The following is a 19,415-nucleotide window of genomic DNA, read 5'->3' as shown; positions in this document are numbered from 1 at the left end:
GTATTCTTACGTATTCAAAATAAACTTTTCAATAACATGTCTAACGCCGTCGTCGTTATTGCTCTTCGTCACGTAGTTCGCCAGCTCCTTGAGCTGCGGCAGCGCATTGTCCATGGCAACGCCAAGTCCAGCGACTTCCAGCATTTCACGATCATTCCAAGCATCGCCCAGAGCAATAACGTCATCTAAGGAGCAGCCGATATGCTCAGCAAGGAAAGTGATCGCATGTCCTTTGGTACCTTCCTTATGCATGAATTCCAAGTAGTGTGGTTTGGACTTCGTAATGTGCAGCTTGTCTCCCAGCAGAGGCAGCAGCTCTTCGCGCAGCTGGTCGCAAACTTCCGGCGTATCGACGATAAGCATCTTAGGCTGCGGGATGTCAATCCATTGGCGCAGATCACCAATGATATAAGGCGTCTTAGAAAGACGTACGTAGGCTTTAATCTTTTCGTTATCTTCACCTGCATAAAGCTGATCCCCATGGTAAAGCTGTAGATGAAGATTGCGCTTTTCGCAGAAATCGAGCAGGAGGCGGGCGCTTTCAACAGGTACTGTACGCTCGTAGAGGATTTCCTCATCAAGTAGATTTTTGATTAATGCGCCTTGATACGTGATAATCGGAACATTGAGTCCGATCTGGTTGGCGATTTTGGCAGCTGATGGGAAGCTTCTTCCCGTTGCAATCGTTACGGTTACGCCTTTGGCAACAGCCTGGTGCATAGCATCAATAGTCTCTTGTGAGATGGTTAGATCATCACGCAGCAGCGTATCATCTAAGTCAGCGGCAACTAGTTTGTAAGTCATGTAGTTCTCTCCGATCCGATAAGTAGTCTATATTAAAAATTCTGCTATAAGCATACCCGAATTACTTTGGAATTGCTACAATAAAGCATATAGCTGATAGGTTAAAAAGGAGGCACGAGACCGATGGCATCCCCTTATACGGACAAGCTGGAGGCTTGGCTAAGAGCACACCGCGACACGGCAAATGCGCCAAGTATGGAAGCCTACATGAAGAATCATTTCCCATTTCTCGGGATCCGAAATCCAGCACGAGTAGCATTGACTAAGCAATTCACGAAGGAACATGGCTTCCCTAAAGGTGAGGACGGGGTCAGAGTTGCCAAAGAGCTCTGGGAGTTGCCGGAGCGCGAGTTTGCCTACACGGCATTATTGGTCCTTACTGGGCTGCAAAAAGATGCAGAACGGGAGCATATCGATGTCTTGGAGCATTTCGTCGTGACAAAATCGTGGTGGGACACCGTTGATATGATCGCTGATCACTTAATCGGCTTTCACTTGCAGAGGTTTCCTGAGTTGATTCCATCCTATGTGGATAAGTGGTTAGCTTCGGATCATATGTGGCTGCAAAGAACGGCGATATTGTTCCAACTAAAATATAAACAACGGACGGATGTGCCGCTTCTGTTTAGCTGTATCAGGCGCATGGCCGATTCGAAGGAATTCTTCATCCGCAAAGCAATAGGCTGGGCGCTTCGTGAGTATTCGAAGACAGACGCCGCAGCGGTACAGTCTTTCGTTGCAAGTACGGAGCTTTCGCCGCTAAGCGTACGGGAAGCATTGAAAGTGATTCATCGTAAGGAGAAATGAATAGAAGATCCACAGCGGGGATGAATGACCCTGGAGTGGATCTTTTTTTATTTCCAGATTTTCACACAATGTCATCATACCTTACGCATATATTAACAAAACGAAATTTTCGTCATGTATATTGACATAATCATGACATTCGAGTAAAGTTATTAAAATTCTTTAAAAGCGCGTTACGAAATTGAAAGAAAAAGGAGAGATGGAAGATGAATAACATGTGGGCTAACGATCTATTAGCGAGATTACCCAAGGTTGATCTTCACTTGCACTTGGATGGCAGTGTGAAGCCAGAGACGATTCTGGATCTCGCTCGTAGGCAAGGTATTGAACTTCCCGTGTATGATAAAGATGGACTCATTCCACATATGCGAGTAGGTGAGGAGTGCGGAAGTCTCATTGAATATCTAAGCAAATTTGACTTTACTACACGGTTTTTACAATCTGCTGAAGCCTTGGAACGGGTCGCCTATGAGGTCGTCGAACAGTCTGCTGAGCATAACTGTAGATATGTGGAAGTTCGTTTCGCACCGCAGCTGCATAGGAACAACGGTTTGACGGTTGAGGAAACGATTCATCATGTGTTAGAGGGAATGAAGCGGGGGCAGCGGGATTTCGGTGTTAGAGTCGGTGTCATTGCGATCTGCATGAGAAATCATTCTTGCGAAAGCAACCTAGAAGTGATCGAAGCGGCTGCTAAGTATGTAGGGAAAGGCTTAGTCGCTGTCGACTTAGCCGGTGATGAGGCGTCGTATCCGCCGGAATGTTTCCGGGAGGTTTTTGCAGAGTCAGGAAGACTTGGTATTCCTGTCACCATCCATGCTGGAGAAGCAGCGGGAGCGAAGAACGTGTTTGAAGCCATCACGAATCTCGGCGCAGTTCGTATTGGGCACGGTGTTAGATTGAAGGAGAACAGGTCCATATTGGAAATGGTCAAGGATCGCCGCATCCCGCTCGAAATGTGTCCGATCAGCAACATCCAAACGAAGGCCGTTTCTGGTTGGGAAGCCTACCCGATTCGCGAATATTTGGAGCAAGGGCTGGTCGTAACGATTAATACGGATAACCCCAGCGTATCGGGTACGAACATTACCAATGAATATCGGGTGCTCGCGGACCGCTTTGGCTTTACGACACCGGAGCTGGTTAAGCTGATCATGAATGGCGTAGATGCCGCGTTTATGGAAGAACATGATAAGCTGTCGTTAAGACGAGAGATGGAAGAGGAAATGAGTAGTTTGGGCGTGCTCAACTAATAGCCTAATGAGAGAAGAATTCGTTGCGATCAGGCAGCGGGTTCTTTTTTGTTTAATGAGACTTGACAATATAGGGTGGGGGGGTATACTTTAAAAATAACCCTAATGAAATAACTACACCTATAAGGAGTGTTGAAAATGTCTACTATTATTTTGAAAGTTGAAGGAATGTCCTGCAATCACTGTGTGAATTCGGTTGAGAAAGCGGTGAAGGAGCTGGGTGCAGAAGGCAAAGTGAATCTGGCTAATAAAGAAGTCGAAGTACAGTTTGATGAAAGTAAGCTTAGCGTGGAAGCGATCAAAGATGCGATCGAAGAGCAAGGCTACAACGTGGTGCAATAATGAAGAAAATAGGTGTAATTCTCCTCACAGCGGCTCTCTTATTGAGTGCTTGTGGTAAAGCGACAACTACGGAGCACTCCGCTCATTCAGAAAATAAAGAGCAAGAACATTTTGGCCATGACAGTGGTGAATCGACGGATAAAGAAGGTATTCAGGCAGTATTTAAGCTTTCGACTGACCCCATTCAAGCCAACCAAGAGACTGAGATGACGATACAGATCCTTGATAAAGATGGGAAATCAGTGGATGATTTTGACTTAAATCATGAGAAAAAGATGCATCTGATTCTTGTTAGCCAAGATCTTTCCTATTACAAGCACATACACCCGACCTATCAAGGTAAGGGACTGTTCACGATTCGTACAGCGCTTCCTGCAGGCGGTAACTATAAGCTTTTCGCTGATTTTAAACCTAGCGGGCAAGCACAAATAGTCAAAAGTCACGTCGTTAAAGCAGGTGGAGAGGCTGCGCCTGCCATAGCCCTTCAGCCCGATAGCAAGCTTACCGCAGCGGTGAATGGTATCGAGATATCACTGGCGGCTGATCATCTCATGGCGGGAATGGACCTGAATTTGACTTATACTTTCAAGGATGCTGCTACAAAAGCGCCAATAACCAATTTGCAGCCTTATTTAGGTGCAGTAGGGCATGTCGTTATTCTTGATGAGAAGGCGGACCTGTATCTGCATGTACATCCTGTAGATGAGAAATCATCAGGGCCAGAAGCCAAATTCAAGACATCATTTCCGAAGAGTGGTATCTATAAAATATGGGGCGAATTTCAACGGGATGGTCAAGTAATAACAGTTCCGTTTGTCGTAAAGGTGCCGTAAATGGAAACGTATATTATTACAGGCGGTTCAAAAGGACTTGGCGCTGCGATCATCCAGCAGCTTCTACAGCAGGGAGCTGCGATTCACTGCATTTCCCGCAGCGATAGTGAGGCTTTGCGCCAAGAGGCGCTGCGCGCGGAAGGTACACTTACCTTCCACGCTTACGACTTGGCGGACACGCAAGGCCTGGATTCGCTCATGGAGCGAATCCTCAGTACGGTGGATGAAGCGGATTCCATCACGCTCATCAATAATGCTGGCATGCTCGAGCCGATGACGTCGATCGGCCGAGCAGACCATGACGACCTGCAGCGCAGCCTGCAGGTCAATCTCATCGCGCCCGCGCTGCTGACGAACAGCTTCATTCGGCTCACGCAGGCGTGGCCGACTAAGAAGCGGGTCGCCATCATCTCCTCGGGCGCGGGGAAGAAGCCCTACCCCGGCTGGGGTGCTTACTGCACCGCCAAAGCCGGGCTCGATATGCTGACGCGCTGCGTGGGCGTCGAGCAGATGAACCAACCGCACCCGGTGGAGATCTACTCCATCGCGCCGGGTGTGGTTGACACGGATATGCAGCGGGAGATCCGCGCTGCTGAAGAAGTGGACTTCCCGCAGGTGAGCAGGTTCGTCCAGCTCAAAGAGCAGGGCGAGCTGCAATCGCCCGAAGCTACTGCGCAGCAGCTGCTCGACCTACTGAATACAAACGCTTTCGCGCAAGGCGAGATCGCCGATCTGCGCACCAAAAAGCCCGAATCGATATAGTTCGATTCGGGCTTTTACAATACCTATTGAATACTTCCTGACACAGAAGTACCTGATGACAGCTCTGAAGTACAGAACTTACAGCGTGTAGCTTGTACGGGAATTTCGGACAAGCAGTGCGGGCAAGATTTGGATGATACCACTTTTTCTTTCGGCTCTTCTTTCTTGCGGAACTTGCTAAGCTGTTTGATAACGAGGAAAATAACAAGTGCAACAATTAAAAAATCTAAAAAAGTAGAAATAAATTGCCCATACTTAAGAACGGGGGCGCCATTGTCTGCAGCAGCTTCTGCAATGGTGTTATAGTGTTTGCCATTCAAAGAAATAAACAACTCATTGAAGTTAACTCTGCCCAGTAATAACCCAATTGGTGGCATGATAATGTCATTCACAATCGAAGTAATAACCTTACCGAAAGCGCCCCCGATAATAACCCCAACAGCCAAGTCAACCATGTTCCCTTTGAAAGCAAAATCTTTAAATTCCTTCAGCATCGCTTCGTTTACCCCCATGAGACAATAATTGTTAGTATTGTAGCATATTTGATTGCACACAAACAATTGGCGGTAAGTTTCGGTTTATCTGTTCAAGGCGTTTTTGAGTTGTGGAGATGAAATCAGGCTTGATGAATGAATATTTCGCGAAGCGCCTCGATTAGTACCGTATGATCTTCAGACGTCCCAACTGAAATCCGCACATGATCAGGGAGGTTCCAAGCTCCGCCATAACGAATAATAATTCCTTTATTCATCAGCTTTTCATAGATGTTTTTAGCGTCCGGTCCAAGCTCAACCAATAGGAAATTACTCATACTGCGTGTGAATTTCAATCCCATTCCCTGCAAACTTTCATATAACTGCTCTCTCCCGCGAGCATTCATCTCCCGTGTCGCATCAAGATGCTGATCATCATTAATCGCCGCAGTAGCGCCAACTTGTGCTAATGCATTCACATTGAATGGTTCTTTGACCTGACGGATACTATGCAAAATACTTGGTGACGCGATGCCATACCCAACACGAATACCAGCCAATCCGTATATTTTGGAGAAGGTTTGTGTTACGACGATGGGGTAGCCCATACGCACAAGCTCCAACCCATCACTATAATCATCCGCCGTTACAAAGTGACTATAGGCCCCGTCAAAAATAACAAGAACATAGGAAGGGAGCTCCTCCATAAGCCGATGTAAATCCTGTTTCTTCATATAAGTGCCTGTTGGATTGTTAGGTGAGCAAATGTAAAGCAGCTTGGTTTGTTCAGTTACAGCAGTGAGTATATCGTCAACATCATAACGGTAATCTTCGCGAAGCGGTACTTGCACGATACTTGCGCCCATTAAATTAGCCCCGAATTCATATTCGCTAAAAGTTGGAGAAGGAACAATAATCTCATCCCCTGGTTCCAAAAATGTCTCTGAAATAAGCGTAATGAGTTCATCGGCCCCATTGGTTACGAGGACTTCATCCGAAGAAAACTGTAATTTCTCTGCAATTGCCCCCCTAAGATCAACCGTGTCGGCGTCTGGGTAGCGATGGATATCGGTCAGATAAGCTTGAATGGCTGCTAATGCCAGTGGTGAAGGGCCTATTGGATTCTCGTTAGAAGCAAGCTTAGTGACCTTTTCGATACCTAATTCTCTTTGAACTTCCCAAATGGGTTTCCCAGGAGAGTACGGCTTCATGCGTGAAAGGACACTGCGAGGGCGGATGTGTTTAATTGTTGGACTCATAATAATCACTCCTACTTAATTAAATTAGTTTAATTTAATGCGTTACTATAATAATACATTAACTCGGTAAAGTAGTAAAGGATATATAATCACCATATCCCATTTTTTAGGGAACATAGTATAATATATTTAATGAGGTGAATTCTACTAAGGAAAGGACGGCAGCATGATGAGGAAAAGTAGATTTGGTATCCGTTCCAAGATTATGATTGGGTATATGTTCATCATTGTCTGTTTAACCATTTCATTTGTATTAGTTAATTATCAAGTGATCTCCATGCAGGAAGATAGAAATTATATCATCGAGCATGATTTTGCCGTCCATAATGAAACGAATCGTATCGAAAAATATGTGATGGATATGGAAAGCGGGCAGCGGGGCTATTTGCTTACGGGTGTGCTCAGCTATTTAGAACCTTACAAACTTGGCGAGTCGAAATGGAGGGAATCCTACAGTCGTCTCAGTCAACTAACTCGAGATAATAACATACAGGAGCAAAATCTTTCTTCCATTAAGGCATCAATCGAGCGATGGCTTCAGCAGAGCGGAGGGAACTCCCTATCTTCGATGAGAAATAGTATTAATAACGAAACGTATTTTGATTATAATTTTTTACTTGGGAAGCAGATTATTGATGATATACGCTCACAGTTGGATCGCTTTCGCAGCGTTGAAATGGGACTTACCAAGAGAAGAGCGGCTCACTTAGATGCACAGAATCAGATGCTTACCAAGTCTTTATTCGTCATGTTAACGCTTGTTGTTATATTTTCAATAGCAGCTGCATTATTAATTTCCCGATCTATCGTAGGGACGATTAAACAAGTAACACGAAGTATTATGCATTTAAGTTCATCGAAGAGAGATCGTTCTAAACGTATACACGTTACCATGAATGATGAGGTGAAAGATCTTGCGGAAGCAACGAATGTTCTGCTTGAGAATCAAGAAGAGATGGAGTGGCAGCAGCGAAAATTAACGGAAGTCGTTCATATGCTTCAAGGGATTTCGGACCTGGAGACACTCGGGAAAACCTTTATTAGTAAAGCGGCTGAACTGTTTGATGCTTCTTACGGTCTGCTTTATCTTCGTTCTTCCTATGAAGGTAAGGATTCTATGATTAGGTTGGCTTCTTATGCGGTCATGGGGGAAAGTGATGGCATTGGGGTTCATCGATTCCAATTGGGTGAAGGACTAGTCGGTCAATGTGCGATCGAGAAGCGAATGTTTCACCTAACAAATGTACCAGATAGTTACATTATCCTATCGTCTGGACTCGGAGCGGCGAAGGCTCAAAGTGTTCTGATCGTACCCATTTTACATAACAATGAAGTTATTGCTGTGATGGAGCTGGCCTCCTTTGATAAATTTACTCCGCTGCAGCTTGAGCTGCTGGAAGATATTCTCGAAGTGTTAGGTACAATTGTACATAGTGTGCAAACGCGTGTTGAAGTTGAGCGGCTTTTAAAAGAATATCAGATCATGACGGAAGAACTTCAAACACAACAAGAAGAACTGCACATGACGAATGAGCAGTTGGAGGAACAGAATCGTTATGCCGAAGAAAGGTCACGGGAACTAGAGAATATTAAGGCATCTTTTGAAGAACATGCGATTCAGCTGCAGCAAAGTTCTCGATATAAATCGGAATTTTTGGCGAATATGTCACACGAACTTCGTACCCCATTAAACAGTGTGTTGATCCTTTCCCAAATGCTGCAAGAAAATAAACAGGGTTCGTTGACGAAAGAAGAGCAAGAGTACGCCCGTGTTATTCATTCTTCAGGAAATGATCTTCTGCATCTGATTAACGATATTCTTGATCTATCCAAAGTCGAAGCTGGTAAATTAGATATTCATGTCGGTGAAATGAATGTATCAGAGCTTCCAGATATATTGCGAAGTCAATTTGCAAAGGTGGCCGAACAGCAAAATCTCACTTTCAGCATCATGCGTGATTCACAGGTTCCAGACATTTTCTATACGGATGAACAACGTTTAAGCCAAATTATTAAAAATTTACTCTCGAATGCCTTTAAATTTACACATAAGGGCTCTGTTCTGGTGAATTTGAGTATGTGTAGCGAGGAGCAGATTAGAGAATTTCTGCCATTGGCTAAACAAAGACAAGTTCTGGTCATATCCGTAAAAGATACAGGGATTGGGATATCTCCTGAGAAACAGCAATTGATCTTTGAGCCGTTTCGCCAGGCGGATGGAACAACGAATCGTAAATATGGAGGGACAGGCCTTGGTTTATCGATAAGCCGTGAATTAGCCCGACTTCTCGGTGGTAGGGTTATTATGCAAAGCGAAGAGGGAGTAGGTAGTACCTTCACGCTTTATGTTCCTTCATTGGAGCATGTCTTTAACGAAACTGAATCCATGCAGAAAGAAGCTGCCGCTGCGTCTTCCCCAATGATAAGTGACTTTCTGCTTAGGGATGCCTATAAGAAAGCCGCGGACCCAGCAGAGAGGAACAATTTTAGTGGAAGAAAAATACTTGTCGTCGACGATGACGTTCGGAATGTGTTTGCTCTAAGCAATGCTTTTGAGAGAGAAGGCATACTAGTTAGTGTTGCTCATAACGGACAAGAATGTTTGGAGATCATGAAGAAAGATCAGGACATCGATCTCATACTTATGGATATCATGATGCCCGTTATGGATGGCTACGAAGCCATGCGAATGATTAGGAAAGATACCCGATTTGAGAAAGTACCGATTATTGCATTGACAGCCAAGGCTATGAAACAGGACAGGGATATTTGCTTGCAAGCAGGAGCTTCCGATTATATTAGCAAACCGCTTAATTTAAGCCAATTGCTATCCCTGTTGCGTGTATGGCTGACCAAATAGAAAGACCTTTGACCCTATCTGGTCAAGACCCCGTTTAGTGGACATTGGAAAAAGCCCTATGCAACAAGCTGGCGCCGGTATTCAACCGGTGTCAGCTTGTTTAGTTTTCGTTGAGCACGATCTTCATTGTAAAATTGGATAAATTCCTCGATTCGCCTTTGTGCCTCATCAATAGATCGTATATCATAGGGATAGAGTGCTTCGACTTTAAGATGAGAGAAGAAGCTTTCTATCGAGGCGTTGTCATAACAATTTCCTCGGCGTGACATGCTGATTTGGGCTCCAACCTGTGGCAGCATGTCGTGATAAGCATGAGACGTGTACTGGCTTCCTTGATCACTGTGAATGATCAATCCAGTCACGTCTTTATGTTTTTTGAATGCCTTCTTAAAGGTCTCTAGAACAAGTGGATTGTCGTTGTTCCTACTTATATGGTAGGCAATGATTTCGTTATTCCAGAGATCCTTAACGGCTGACAGATAGATTCTTTCATCCAATACCCGATACTGGGTTACGTCGGTTACCCATTTTAGATTGGGGGCGTCTGCATTGAAATTCCGTTGTAACAGATTCTCTGCGATTCGGCCATCCTCTACGGCTGCTTGCTGACTTGTACGGTGAACATATTTGCGGCGGATAACAGCCTGAATGCCCAGCTCCTGCATTAAACGCAATACCTTCTTGTGATTAACCACAAGGCCATGCTGGCGGTACAACTCATCCTGTACGCGTCGGTAGCCGACAGTCTTGTTACGCCGTTCGAATATGGCTGTAATTTGCAGTTTCAGATCTTCGTCAGGATCATGGTTGCTTCTTTTCAGATAGCTATAGTATCCACTACGACTGATGCCAAGGTATTGGCATAATCCTTTTATGCTTTGTCTGTTCTTCATTTGGTCGACAACGATGTGCTTACAGTATGCACCTCCTGATTCAAGATTTGTAACCACTTTTTTAGCACGTCTACCTCCAATTGTAGCCTACGGAGTTCGCGCTCTTGTTCGGTCTCCGTTCGTTTTGGATCTCCCCGACCATCCTTAAATGCGGTGTCTCCAACTTCCCGATACTTCCTCACCCATACCTTAATTCGATCTTTATCCTGAACTCCCAAATGAATAGCAATGGACCTCTGACTCCAGCCCTCCACCGTGTGAAGACGAATTGCCTCCATCTTAAGTGATTCAGGATAATGCTTAAACTTTTGCCCTTTCAAAGCCATAAAAAAACACCCCCTAGAATTTCATCGGTTTAACCCTAGGGTTTTTCCAATGTCTATTCTAAAGGGTGCACTTCAATCCTTTTTGGATGCGGTCAAAGGCCTTTTTATTTTATGGGATTAATAATTAATGATAGCTTACTTCTTCAAATCCAAACGCACATCGCGACCATCGTCCTGCACAGATAGTTCTTTACCAGCAGCTTTCAGGGAATTAGCATAATTCACCCAAGCGTCCAGCATGATGGCGCCATCTTTCCAATCCTTCACTTCACCAAATACCGTAAAGCCATCGCCACTGCCAGTAGCCATGAAATCATTGGTTGTTACTTTGAACGTGCGATCTGTATTCAACTTGCCATCGACGTAGATAGGAGTGCCATCTACTAGGGTGATCTTGGAATATTTCTCACCGAGTGGCTTCGTGCTGTCCCATTCTACTTTCAAGCCTGAGAATTGAATAGCCGGAAGATTGGTATACTTGTCCGTTACTTCGAGTGCTTTTTTGATTTGCGCAGCAGTCATCGTACCCATAACATTGTAATTGCCGAAAGGGAACACTTCAAACATTTTGCCATACGTCAGCTCACCTTTGTCCACATCTGCTCGAATGCCGCCAATATTAGTGAAGGCAATGTCGGATTTCTCAGAAGCACGCATGGCATCTGTGATGCTGTTTCCTAACTGGGAAGCGCCATCGCGATCAACTCCGCCATTGACAGCAAAGCGGAAAGATTTACGACTTAGCGGTTCTGCAACAACGACTTCAACTTCTCCGGATTTCGCCGAAATTTTGGCTTTATAATCTTCAACCGTTTGGTGAATTTTCGCGTCAGCTGTCGTCAGGTTCGTATATGTTTCAAGCAAGCTTGCATTCGAGGATACGACTTGCTTTGTGGATTTGTCTACAAATAGTTGAATGTGCCCTACCGCGTATAGCCAGCTTTGAGCCTCAACAACAGGAATACCATTTACGATACCGGCAACACGCATGTGGGAGTGACCACCAACAATCGCATCAAGAGTACCATTCCCAGTGCCTCTTGCGAGATCAGCAAGCTCACTAATAATTTCAGCAGACTTTTGGTTTTGCTCACCTGGTAGGTGGGAGGTAACCATAATGATGTCAACACCTTTAGCGCGAAGCTCAGCAGACAACTCTTTAGCCAAAGGAACTGGATTTACAAAGGAAAGGCCTTCGATGTTTGTAGATTTCGTTGTCGTTGTAGTTTGTGGAGTTGCGAAGCCGATGATACCGATTTTCAGACCATCTTTTTCAACAATTACATAGGGCTGCGTCCAGTCAACGCGTTTACCCGTTTTATCATCGATAATATTAGCCCCGAGAATAGGGAATTTAGCTTTCTTAATGTTGTCGATCAGAACGTCACGACCGAAGTCGAACTCGTGGTTTCCGATAGCCGCGGCATCATATTGTACTTGCGCCATCGTGTCCATCACAGATTGACCATTCGTCGTATTGGAAATCAGCGTACCTTGCCATGCGTCTCCGCCATCAACAACGACCGTTCCGCCTGGATTTACAGCACGGAAATCGGTCACGATACCGCCGAGTGTTTCGATACCGCCTTGACCTTGATTGCGTTTTTTATCGAAGCCGACTTCGATTTTACCGTGAATATCGTTCGTTGTTAAAATATCAACCACTTTAAATAAAATAGGCTTAAGCGCCTTAGCTGCTTCATCACGCGTTACTTCCGCAGTAGGGTTGAAGTTTCCGTCAAGGGTAGGTGTGAAAATTCCGCTAATGACGGCATAAGCGACATAAGGTCGGGATTCTTTAGCGATAGATGAGGAATCTTTGAAGTAATTCAACACATTCTCGTTCACTTTTGGCAGTTGGCCGCCAGTTACGACTTTAACGATCAACTCAGCAAGCTCTTGACGAGTAACGGCAGCATTCGGGTGAAACGTACCGTCAGCAAAGCCGCTAATGAGCTTAGCTGCAACGGCATTCGCAACCGCTTGTTTTTGCCAATTTGCAAGGTCCGTGAACGTGACAGAACCAAGATCTGCACTTTTCAGCTTGGCAGCACGGTTAATCATTGTTACCACTTCAGCGCGAGTAGCAGCATTTGCACCACGGTAATCGGTATCTCCGTAGCCCTCAATAGCGCCGTTATCAATGGCAAGACGCATATCTGATTTCATTGAAACGGGAGAAGTGGGTGCTGCTGTTTCGGCAAATGCTAGGCTGCTAGCGAAAGAGCTAGTTAGAACAGTAACAAGAGCGAGCGCTGTAAGGCGGGTGGTCAATGTTTTTTTCATGTGTTAAAAATTCCTCCTTCAAATTAATAGAACCTCGGTTAATAAACCCATCTATTAGTATAAGGGGAAATGGTAGATTTTGAGAAGTAAAGAAATTATTATTATATGAATGAACAAAAAAAGCCATTAACCTTCCAAAGGTTACTTGGCTTGGCGTTCCGTATAAACTTCAAAATGATAGATGGTATTGCGTGTCAGCACCCTGAAATCCAATCCGTCCCGATCAATTGCTTGAACTCTAGTTGTTTTGAAAGGAATGTATTGATGGACGCCTGATAGGATCATTGGGCACCCAACCTCAGTAGGGTTCATTTCACGAAATGTTTGCCCTTGAATTTCATCAAAATCGAATCGTTCCGATCGATGCTTGGGTGTAATCCCATCCACTTCATAGATTTGAAGAAGCTTTAGTAATCTCATATTTGCACCCTCCCACCTCATCTACTTTACTCTAGTATACACTGACTTTATATCTAAGGCGAAATCTATGAACCTAACATAAACCTAATAAAGTTCTGACACTTTCCTAGATTCCAAATTATACAATTGAACCATTGATATTGGGGGTGTTGATGGGATGATGTACGCAAAAATCCTTGTCGGGGAAAAAGAAGTTCTTATGTTTTTTGAATCTATGTATCAGGATCATTTACAGATAGCGGCCCAAACGATAATGAAGCATTTATCCAATGCTCAGGTGAGAAAAGTGTTCGATGAGATTGGTTTGGTCAATATTACGAATAAAGAAGTAACGCTCTTCTCGCTGGATGGCGAAATGGAAACGCTCCGTATCTCTTAAAGACGGTCTAGTCCTCTCATGCTCTTTTCGTTACAATAGAAGGAGATGAATGGAGGAGGTTATGTACAGATGGCGGTTTTGAAGATGGAGCATGTCGGTGTAATGGTAGCGAACTTAGAAGCGTCGATTCGTTTCTATGAAGATGTGATTGGGCTTAAGCATAAAAGTACCTTGTTACATACGAATGGTGTGATCAAACTCGGTTTTCTTGGCTTTGAAGCAATGAATGAAACTGAAGTTGAATTAATAGAGGGTTATAACGCGGGTTTACCGCAAGAGGGCAAAGTTCACCATTTGGCCTTTACTGTGGATGATATTGAAGCGGAATTTACAAGAATCAAAGGATTGGGAGTAGATCAGTTGGATGCTGAGATTACAACCCTTCCGAATGGCTCCAGATACTTCTTCTTTAATGGTTTAGACGGAGAGCGTATCGAATTCTTTCAATCTACGCGTTGATTCGTTAATAATCTGCTAGATAATGCGATTTATTAGAGATGATGTAGATTCCCCCTTGAATTTCCCTTCAATAGATAGAATGGAATACTAATGAGCTTCAATGGATGCAGAGGACTGCATCCTTTTTGTTTAGATTCTTATGTAGGAACAATTCAAAACAATTGCAATTATGGAACATTTCCAAAGGGGTTGTAATTGGTTTCTCTACGTGTTACATTATTCCTCGTTGCTTTGAAGCGGCAAATCACCATGAGTCATTAAATGGGACTTGCATTCAAACAGCAACCTATGTTATTATAGCTTTCCGACAGAGAGCGACAGAAATTGACAAGAAAAAAAGTGCTTGCAATTGATGAACGAGCTGTGGTATATTACTTCTCGCTGCTTCGGTAACACGGCAGTGAACGAAAGAAATTGATCTTTGAAAACTGAACAACGAGTGAGTAAGCACGAACGAGAAATCGTTCAAAAAAGAGATTGCAAAATCTCGCTAGCAACGCAAATGAGCAATTAAGCTTTCAAATAGTTTTACTATTATGGAGAGTTTGATCCTGGCTCAGGACGAACGCTGGCGGCGTGCCTAATACATGCAAGTCGAGCGGATTTATCCTTCGGGATAAGTTAGCGGCGGACGGGTGAGTAACACGTAGGTAACCTGCCTATAAGACTGGGATAACTATCGGAAACGATAGCTAAGACCGGATAACTGGTTTTCTCGCATGAGAGAATTATGAAACACGGAGCAATCTGTGGCTTATAGATGGGCCTGCGGCGCATTAGCTAGTTGGTAGGGTAACGGCCTACCAAGGCGACGATGCGTAGCCGACCTGAGAGGGTGAACGGCCACACTGGGACTGAGACACGGCCCAGACTCCTACGGGAGGCAGCAGTAGGGAATCTTCCGCAATGGACGCAAGTCTGACGGAGCAACGCCGCGTGAGTGATGAAGGTTTTCGGATCGTAAAGCTCTGTTGCCCTAGACGAACAGCAAGGAGAGTAACTGCTCTTTGTGTGACGGTATAGGAGAAGAAAGCCCCGGCTAACTACGTGCCAGCAGCCGCGGTAATACGTAGGGGGCAAGCGTTGTCCGGAATTATTGGGCGTAAAGCGCGCGCAGGCGGTTAATTAAGTTGGGTGTTTAAGCCCGGGGCTCAACCCCGGTTCGCATCCAAAACTGGTTGACTTGAGTGTAGGAGAGGAAAGTGGAATTCCACGTGTAGCGGTGAAATGCGTAGAGATGTGGAGGAACACCAGTGGCGAAGGCGACTTTCTGGCCTATAACTGACGCTGAGGCGCGAAAGCGTGGGGAGCAAACAGGATTAGATACCCTGGTAGTCCACGCCGTAAACGATGCATACTAGGTGTCGGGGATTCGATTCCTCGGTGCCGAAGTTAACACAGTAAGTATGCCGCCTGGGGAGTACGCTCGCAAGAGTGAAACTCAAAGGAATTGACGGGGACCCGCACAAGCAGTGGAGTATGTGGTTTAATTCGAAGCAACGCGAAGAACCTTACCAGGTCTTGACATCCCTCTGAATACGGTAGAGATATCGTAGGCCTTCGGGACAGAGGAGACAGGTGGTGCATGGTTGTCGTCAGCTCGTGTCGTGAGATGTTGGGTTAAGTCCCGCAACGAGCGCAACCCTTGATCTTAGTTGCCAGCACTTCGGGTGGGCACTCTAAGATGACTGCCGGTGACAAACCGGAGGAAGGTGGGGATGACGTCAAATCATCATGCCCCTTATGACCTGGGCTACACACGTACTACAATGGTCGGTACAACGGGAAGCGAAGCCGCGAGGTGGAGCCAATCCTTAAAAGCCGATCTCAGTTCGGATTGCAGGCTGCAACTCGCCTGCATGAAGTCGGAATTGCTAGTAATCGCGGATCAGCATGCCGCGGTGAATACGTTCCCGGGTCTTGTACACACCGCCCGTCACACCACGAGAGTTTACAACACCCGAAGTCGGTGGGGTAACCCGCAAGGGAGCCAGCCGCCGAAGGTGGGGTAGATGATTGGGGTGAAGTCGTAACAAGGTAGCCGTATCGGAAGGTGCGGCTGGATCACCTCCTTTCTATGGAGACTCGGGTCTGATAGACCCAGTCAAGTATCTTCGGATACACAATCGCTTACTCACTCGTGTTCAGTTTTGAAGGATGAATTTACCTTCAACTTTGTTCCTTGAAAACTAGATAACGAAACAAAACGTAAAGTAAGAACTTAGGTTGTGACAATCTAACGATTGCACATAAATCTTTAAAGTTTTTTCTAGGTTAAGCTAGAAAGAGCACACGGAGGATGCCTAGGCACTAGGAGCCGAAGAAGGACGTGGCGAACGACGAAATGCCTCGGGGAGCCGTAAGCAGGCTTTGATCCGGGGATGTCCGAATGGGGGAACCCAGCTGTGGTAATGCGCAGTTACTCTATTGTGAATACATAGCAATAGTAGAGGCATACCCAGGGAACTGAAACATCTAAGTACCTGGAGGAAAAGAAAACAAAAGTGATTCCGTCAGTAGCGGCGAGCGAAAGCGGAATAGCCCAAACCAAGGAGCTTGCTCCTTGGGGTTGTAGGACCTCGTTATGGGGTTAGTTCGGTAGGCGAAGAGATCTGGAAAGGTCCGGCATAGAAGGTAAAAGCCCTGTAGCCAAAATCGAACGAAACCCCTAGAGGTATCCTGAGTACGGCGGGTCACGTGAAACCCCGTCGGAATCCGGCAGGACCATCTGCCAAGGCTAAATACTCCCTAGTGACCGATAGTGAAGCAGTACCGTGAGGGAAAGGTGAAAAGCACCGCGGAAGCGGAGTGAAAAAGAACCTGAAACCGTGTGCTTACAAAAAGTCAGAGCCCTCTATATGGGTGATGGCGTGCCTTTTGTAGAATGAACCGGCGAGTTACGTTCCCGTGCGAGGTTAAGCTGAAAAGGCGGAGCCGCAGCGAAAGCGAGTCTGAATAGGGCGCTTTAGTACGTGGACGTAGACCCGAAACCGTGTGATCTACCCCTGTCCAGGGTGAAGGTGAGGTAACACTCACTGGAGGCCCGAACCCACGCATGTTGAAAAATGCGGGGATGAGGTGGGGGTAGCGGAGAAATTCCAATCGAACTCGGAGATAGCTGGTTCTCCCCGAAATAGCTTTAGGGCTAGCCTCGGATGTTGAGTTGTGGAGGTAAAGCACTGATTGGGTGCGGGGCCCGCCAAGGGTTACCAAGTCCAGTCAAACTCTGAATGCCACAAACTTAAATCCGGGAGTCAGACAGTGAGTGCTAAGATCCATTGTCAAAAGGGAAACAGCCCAGACCATCAGCTAAGGTCCCCAAGTGTGTGTTAAGTGGGAAAGGATGTGGAGTTGCACAGACAACCAGGATGTTGGCTTAGAAGCAGCCACCATTGAAAGAGTGCGTAATAGCTCACTGGTCGAGTGACTCTGCGCCGAAAATGTAACGGGGCTAAACACGCCACCGAAGCTATGGCTTGCACGTATGTGCATGGGTAGGGGAGCGTTGTATGTACGTAGAATTCTGACCGTAAGGACAGGTGGAGCGCATACAAGTGAGAATGCCGGTATAAGTAACGAAAAGATCAGTGAGAATCTGATCCGCCGAAAACCTAAGGGTTCCTGAGGAAGGCTCGTCCGCTCAGGGTAAGTCGGGACCTAAGGCGAGGCCGAAAGGCGTAGTCGATGGACAACAGGTGGAAATTCCTGTACCACCGTAGCCGTTATGAGCAATGGAGTGACGCAGAAGGATAGTGACGCGAGCTGATGGATGCTCGTCCAAGCAGTGAGGCTGATGTGTAGGCAAATCCGCACATCGTAAGGCTGGGCTGTGATGGGGAGGGAAACTTTAAGTACCGAAGGTCATGAGTTCACACTGCCAAGAAAAGCTTCTAGCCAGGCGAAGGTGCCCGTACCGCAAACCGACACAGGTGGGTGAGAAGAGAATTCTAAGGCGCGCGGAAGAACTCTCGTTAAGGAACTCGGCAAAATGACCCCGTAACTTCGGGAGAAGGGGTGCCTCGGTAGGGTGAATAGCCCGAGGGGGCCGCAGTGAAAAGGCCCAAGCGACTGTTTAGCAAAAACACAGGTCTGTGCGAAGCCGCAAGGCGAAGTATACGGGCTGACGCCTGCCCGGTGCTGGAAGGTTAAGAGGAGTGGTTAGGGACCTCGGTTCCGAAGCTATGAATTGAAGCCCCAGTAAACGGCGGCCGTAACTATAACGGTCCTAAGGTAGCGAAATTCCTTGTCAGGTAAATTCTGACCCGCACGAATGGCGTAACGACTTGGGCGCTGTCTCAACGAGAGATCCGGTGAAATTTTAATACCTGTGAAGATGCAGGTTACCCGCGACAAGACGGAAAGACCCCATGGAGCTTTACTGCAGCTTGATATTGGACTTTGGTACGATCTGTACAGGATAGGTGGGAGCCTTTGAAGCCTGAGCGCCAGCTTGGGTGGAGGCATCGTTGGGATACCACCCTGATCGTATCGGAGTTCTAACCTAGTACCGTGATCCGGTATGGGGACAGTGTCAGGTGGGCAGTTTGACTGGGGCGGTCGCCTCCTAAAATGTAACGGAGGCGTTTAAAGGTTCCCTCAGAATGGTTGGAAATCATTCGCAGAGTGCAAAGGCATAAGGGAGCTTGACTGCGAGACCTACAAGTCGAGCAGGGACGAAAGTCGGACTTAGTGATCCGGTGGTACCGAATGGAAGGGCCATCGCTCAACGGATAAAAGCTACCCTGGGGATAACAGGCTTATCTCCCCCAAGAGTCCACATCGACGGGGAGGTTTGGCACCTCGATGTCGGCTCATCGCATCCTGGGGCTGAAGTAGGTCCCAAGGGTTGGGCTGTTCGCCCATTAAAGCGGTACGCGAGCTGGGTTCAGAACGTCGTGAGACAGTTCGGTCCCTATCTGTCGCGGGCGTAGGAAATTTGAGAGGAGCTGTCCTTAGTACGAGAGGACCGGGATGGACGTACCGCTGGTGTACCAGTTGTCTCGCCAGAGGCATCGCTGGGTAGCTATGTACGGAGGGGATAAGCGCTGAAAGCATCTAAGCGCGAAGCCCCCCTCAAGATGAGATTTCCCAGTATGTAAGACCCCTTGTAGACGACGAGGTTGATAGGTTCGAGGTGGAAGTGCAGCAATGCATGCAGCTGACGAATACTAATCGGTCGAGGGCTTAACCAAAATGTACCCAAGAAAGTGAAGATAAGCTTTGTAGCTGATTCCGACTACTTTCTCGGGGCCCAGAAAA

At 46.3% G+C, this 19,415-nt stretch carries 15 protein-coding genes and 2 rRNA genes; 10 read left to right on the top strand and 7 right to left on the bottom strand.

Annotation, left to right across the window (positions count from 1 at the left end):
- Positions 1 to 6: 6 nt before the first annotated feature.
- Positions 7 to 804: a Cof-type HAD-IIB family hydrolase gene (locus tag QFZ77_RS00715; RefSeq protein WP_307434660.1), complete on the bottom strand. Its 798-nt coding sequence runs from the start codon at positions 802 to 804 to the stop codon at positions 7 to 9.
- A gap of 123 nt (positions 805 to 927) precedes the next feature.
- Between QFZ77_RS00715 and QFZ77_RS00710 the strand changes: the two genes are divergently transcribed.
- The 5 genes from QFZ77_RS00710 (at position 928) to QFZ77_RS00690 (ending at position 4,801) form a co-directional block, all read left to right on the top strand.
- A complete protein-coding gene (locus QFZ77_RS00710) occupies positions 928 to 1,611 on the top strand; it encodes a DNA alkylation repair protein (protein ID WP_307434657.1) in 684 nt (227 codons plus the stop codon).
- A gap of 206 nt (positions 1,612 to 1,817) precedes the next feature.
- A complete protein-coding gene (add, locus tag QFZ77_RS00705; RefSeq protein ID WP_307434654.1) occupies positions 1,818 to 2,864 on the top strand; it encodes an adenosine deaminase in 1,047 nt (348 codons plus the stop codon).
- A 138-nt stretch (positions 2,865 to 3,002) separates the two neighbouring features.
- Positions 3,003 to 3,206 (top strand): copper ion binding protein, encoded by a 204-nt coding sequence (locus QFZ77_RS00700; RefSeq protein WP_307434651.1) that lies wholly within the window; start codon positions 3,003 to 3,005, stop codon positions 3,204 to 3,206.
- On the top strand, positions 3,206 to 4,039 hold the full coding sequence (locus tag QFZ77_RS00695) for a hypothetical protein (RefSeq protein ID WP_307434648.1): 834 nt from the start codon (positions 3,206 to 3,208) through the stop codon (positions 4,037 to 4,039). Before QFZ77_RS00700 ends, QFZ77_RS00695 begins: the two co-directional genes overlap by 1 nt.
- Entirely contained in the window at positions 4,040 to 4,801 is a 762-nt protein-coding gene (locus tag QFZ77_RS00690) for a (S)-benzoin forming benzil reductase (RefSeq protein WP_307434645.1), read from the top strand.
- 23 nt (positions 4,802 to 4,824) lie between these two features.
- Here the strand turns inward: QFZ77_RS00690 and mscL are convergent, their stop codons facing one another.
- Both mscL and hisC read right to left on the bottom strand, forming a co-directional pair.
- Positions 4,825 to 5,295 carry a large conductance mechanosensitive channel protein MscL gene (mscL, locus tag QFZ77_RS00685; protein WP_307434642.1) on the bottom strand — a complete coding sequence of 157 codons (471 nt, stop codon included), beginning with the start codon at positions 5,293 to 5,295 and terminating at the stop codon, positions 4,825 to 4,827.
- Between the two features lie 122 nt (positions 5,296 to 5,417).
- Positions 5,418 to 6,533 (bottom strand): histidinol-phosphate transaminase, encoded by a 1,116-nt coding sequence (gene hisC, locus QFZ77_RS00680; RefSeq protein WP_307434640.1) that lies wholly within the window; start codon positions 6,531 to 6,533, stop codon positions 5,418 to 5,420.
- A 166-nt stretch (positions 6,534 to 6,699) separates the two neighbouring features.
- On the opposite strand from hisC, the gene QFZ77_RS00675 reads away from it, so the two are divergent.
- Positions 6,700 to 9,393 carry a response regulator gene (locus QFZ77_RS00675; RefSeq protein WP_307434637.1) on the top strand — a complete coding sequence of 898 codons (2,694 nt, stop codon included), beginning with the start codon at positions 6,700 to 6,702 and terminating at the stop codon, positions 9,391 to 9,393.
- Between the two features lie 56 nt (positions 9,394 to 9,449).
- On the opposite strand, the gene QFZ77_RS00670 is transcribed toward QFZ77_RS00675, so the two are convergent.
- The 4 genes from QFZ77_RS00670 to QFZ77_RS00655 form a co-directional block, all read right to left on the bottom strand.
- Positions 9,450 to 10,286 carry an IS3 family transposase gene (locus QFZ77_RS00670; protein WP_307434634.1) on the bottom strand — a complete coding sequence of 279 codons (837 nt, stop codon included), beginning with the start codon at positions 10,284 to 10,286 and terminating at the stop codon, positions 9,450 to 9,452.
- The gene (locus tag QFZ77_RS00665; RefSeq protein WP_307434631.1) at positions 10,283 to 10,612 is read right to left on the bottom strand and encodes a helix-turn-helix domain-containing protein; all 330 of its coding nucleotides are present in this window, start codon (positions 10,610 to 10,612) and stop codon (positions 10,283 to 10,285) included. Before QFZ77_RS00665 ends, QFZ77_RS00670 begins: the two co-directional genes overlap by 4 nt.
- A gap of 135 nt (positions 10,613 to 10,747) precedes the next feature.
- A complete protein-coding gene (locus QFZ77_RS00660; RefSeq protein ID WP_307434628.1) occupies positions 10,748 to 12,898 on the bottom strand; it encodes a 5'-nucleotidase C-terminal domain-containing protein in 2,151 nt (716 codons plus the stop codon).
- A gap of 141 nt (positions 12,899 to 13,039) precedes the next feature.
- Positions 13,040 to 13,318: a hypothetical protein gene (locus QFZ77_RS00655; protein ID WP_307434626.1), complete on the bottom strand. Its 279-nt coding sequence runs from the start codon at positions 13,316 to 13,318 to the stop codon at positions 13,040 to 13,042.
- 157 nt (positions 13,319 to 13,475) lie between these two features.
- Between QFZ77_RS00655 and QFZ77_RS00650 the strand changes: the two genes are divergently transcribed.
- From QFZ77_RS00650 to QFZ77_RS00635, 4 genes are all read left to right on the top strand, one after another.
- Entirely contained in the window at positions 13,476 to 13,697 is a 222-nt protein-coding gene (locus tag QFZ77_RS00650) for a hypothetical protein (protein ID WP_307434623.1), read from the top strand.
- Positions 13,698 to 13,766: 69 nt separating this feature from the next.
- Positions 13,767 to 14,156, top strand: a complete 390-nt coding sequence (locus QFZ77_RS00645) for a VOC family protein (RefSeq protein WP_307434620.1) — start codon at positions 13,767 to 13,769, stop codon at positions 14,154 to 14,156.
- Between the two features lie 533 nt (positions 14,157 to 14,689).
- Positions 14,690 to 16,231: ribosomal RNA gene (locus tag QFZ77_RS00640) — 16S ribosomal RNA — on the top strand.
- A 197-nt stretch (positions 16,232 to 16,428) separates the two neighbouring features.
- Positions 16,429 to 19,348, top strand: a 23S ribosomal RNA gene (locus QFZ77_RS00635).
- Together the 16S and 23S rRNA genes form the textbook arrangement of a ribosomal RNA operon.
- Positions 19,349 to 19,415: the final 67 nt, after the last annotated feature.

It is taken from the genome of Paenibacillus sp. V4I3 (assembly GCF_030817215.1).
In the GTDB taxonomy this organism is placed as follows: Bacteria; Bacillota; Bacilli; order Paenibacillales; family NBRC-103111; genus Paenibacillus_E.
This window is presented reverse-complemented; position numbering and strand designations above follow the sequence as displayed.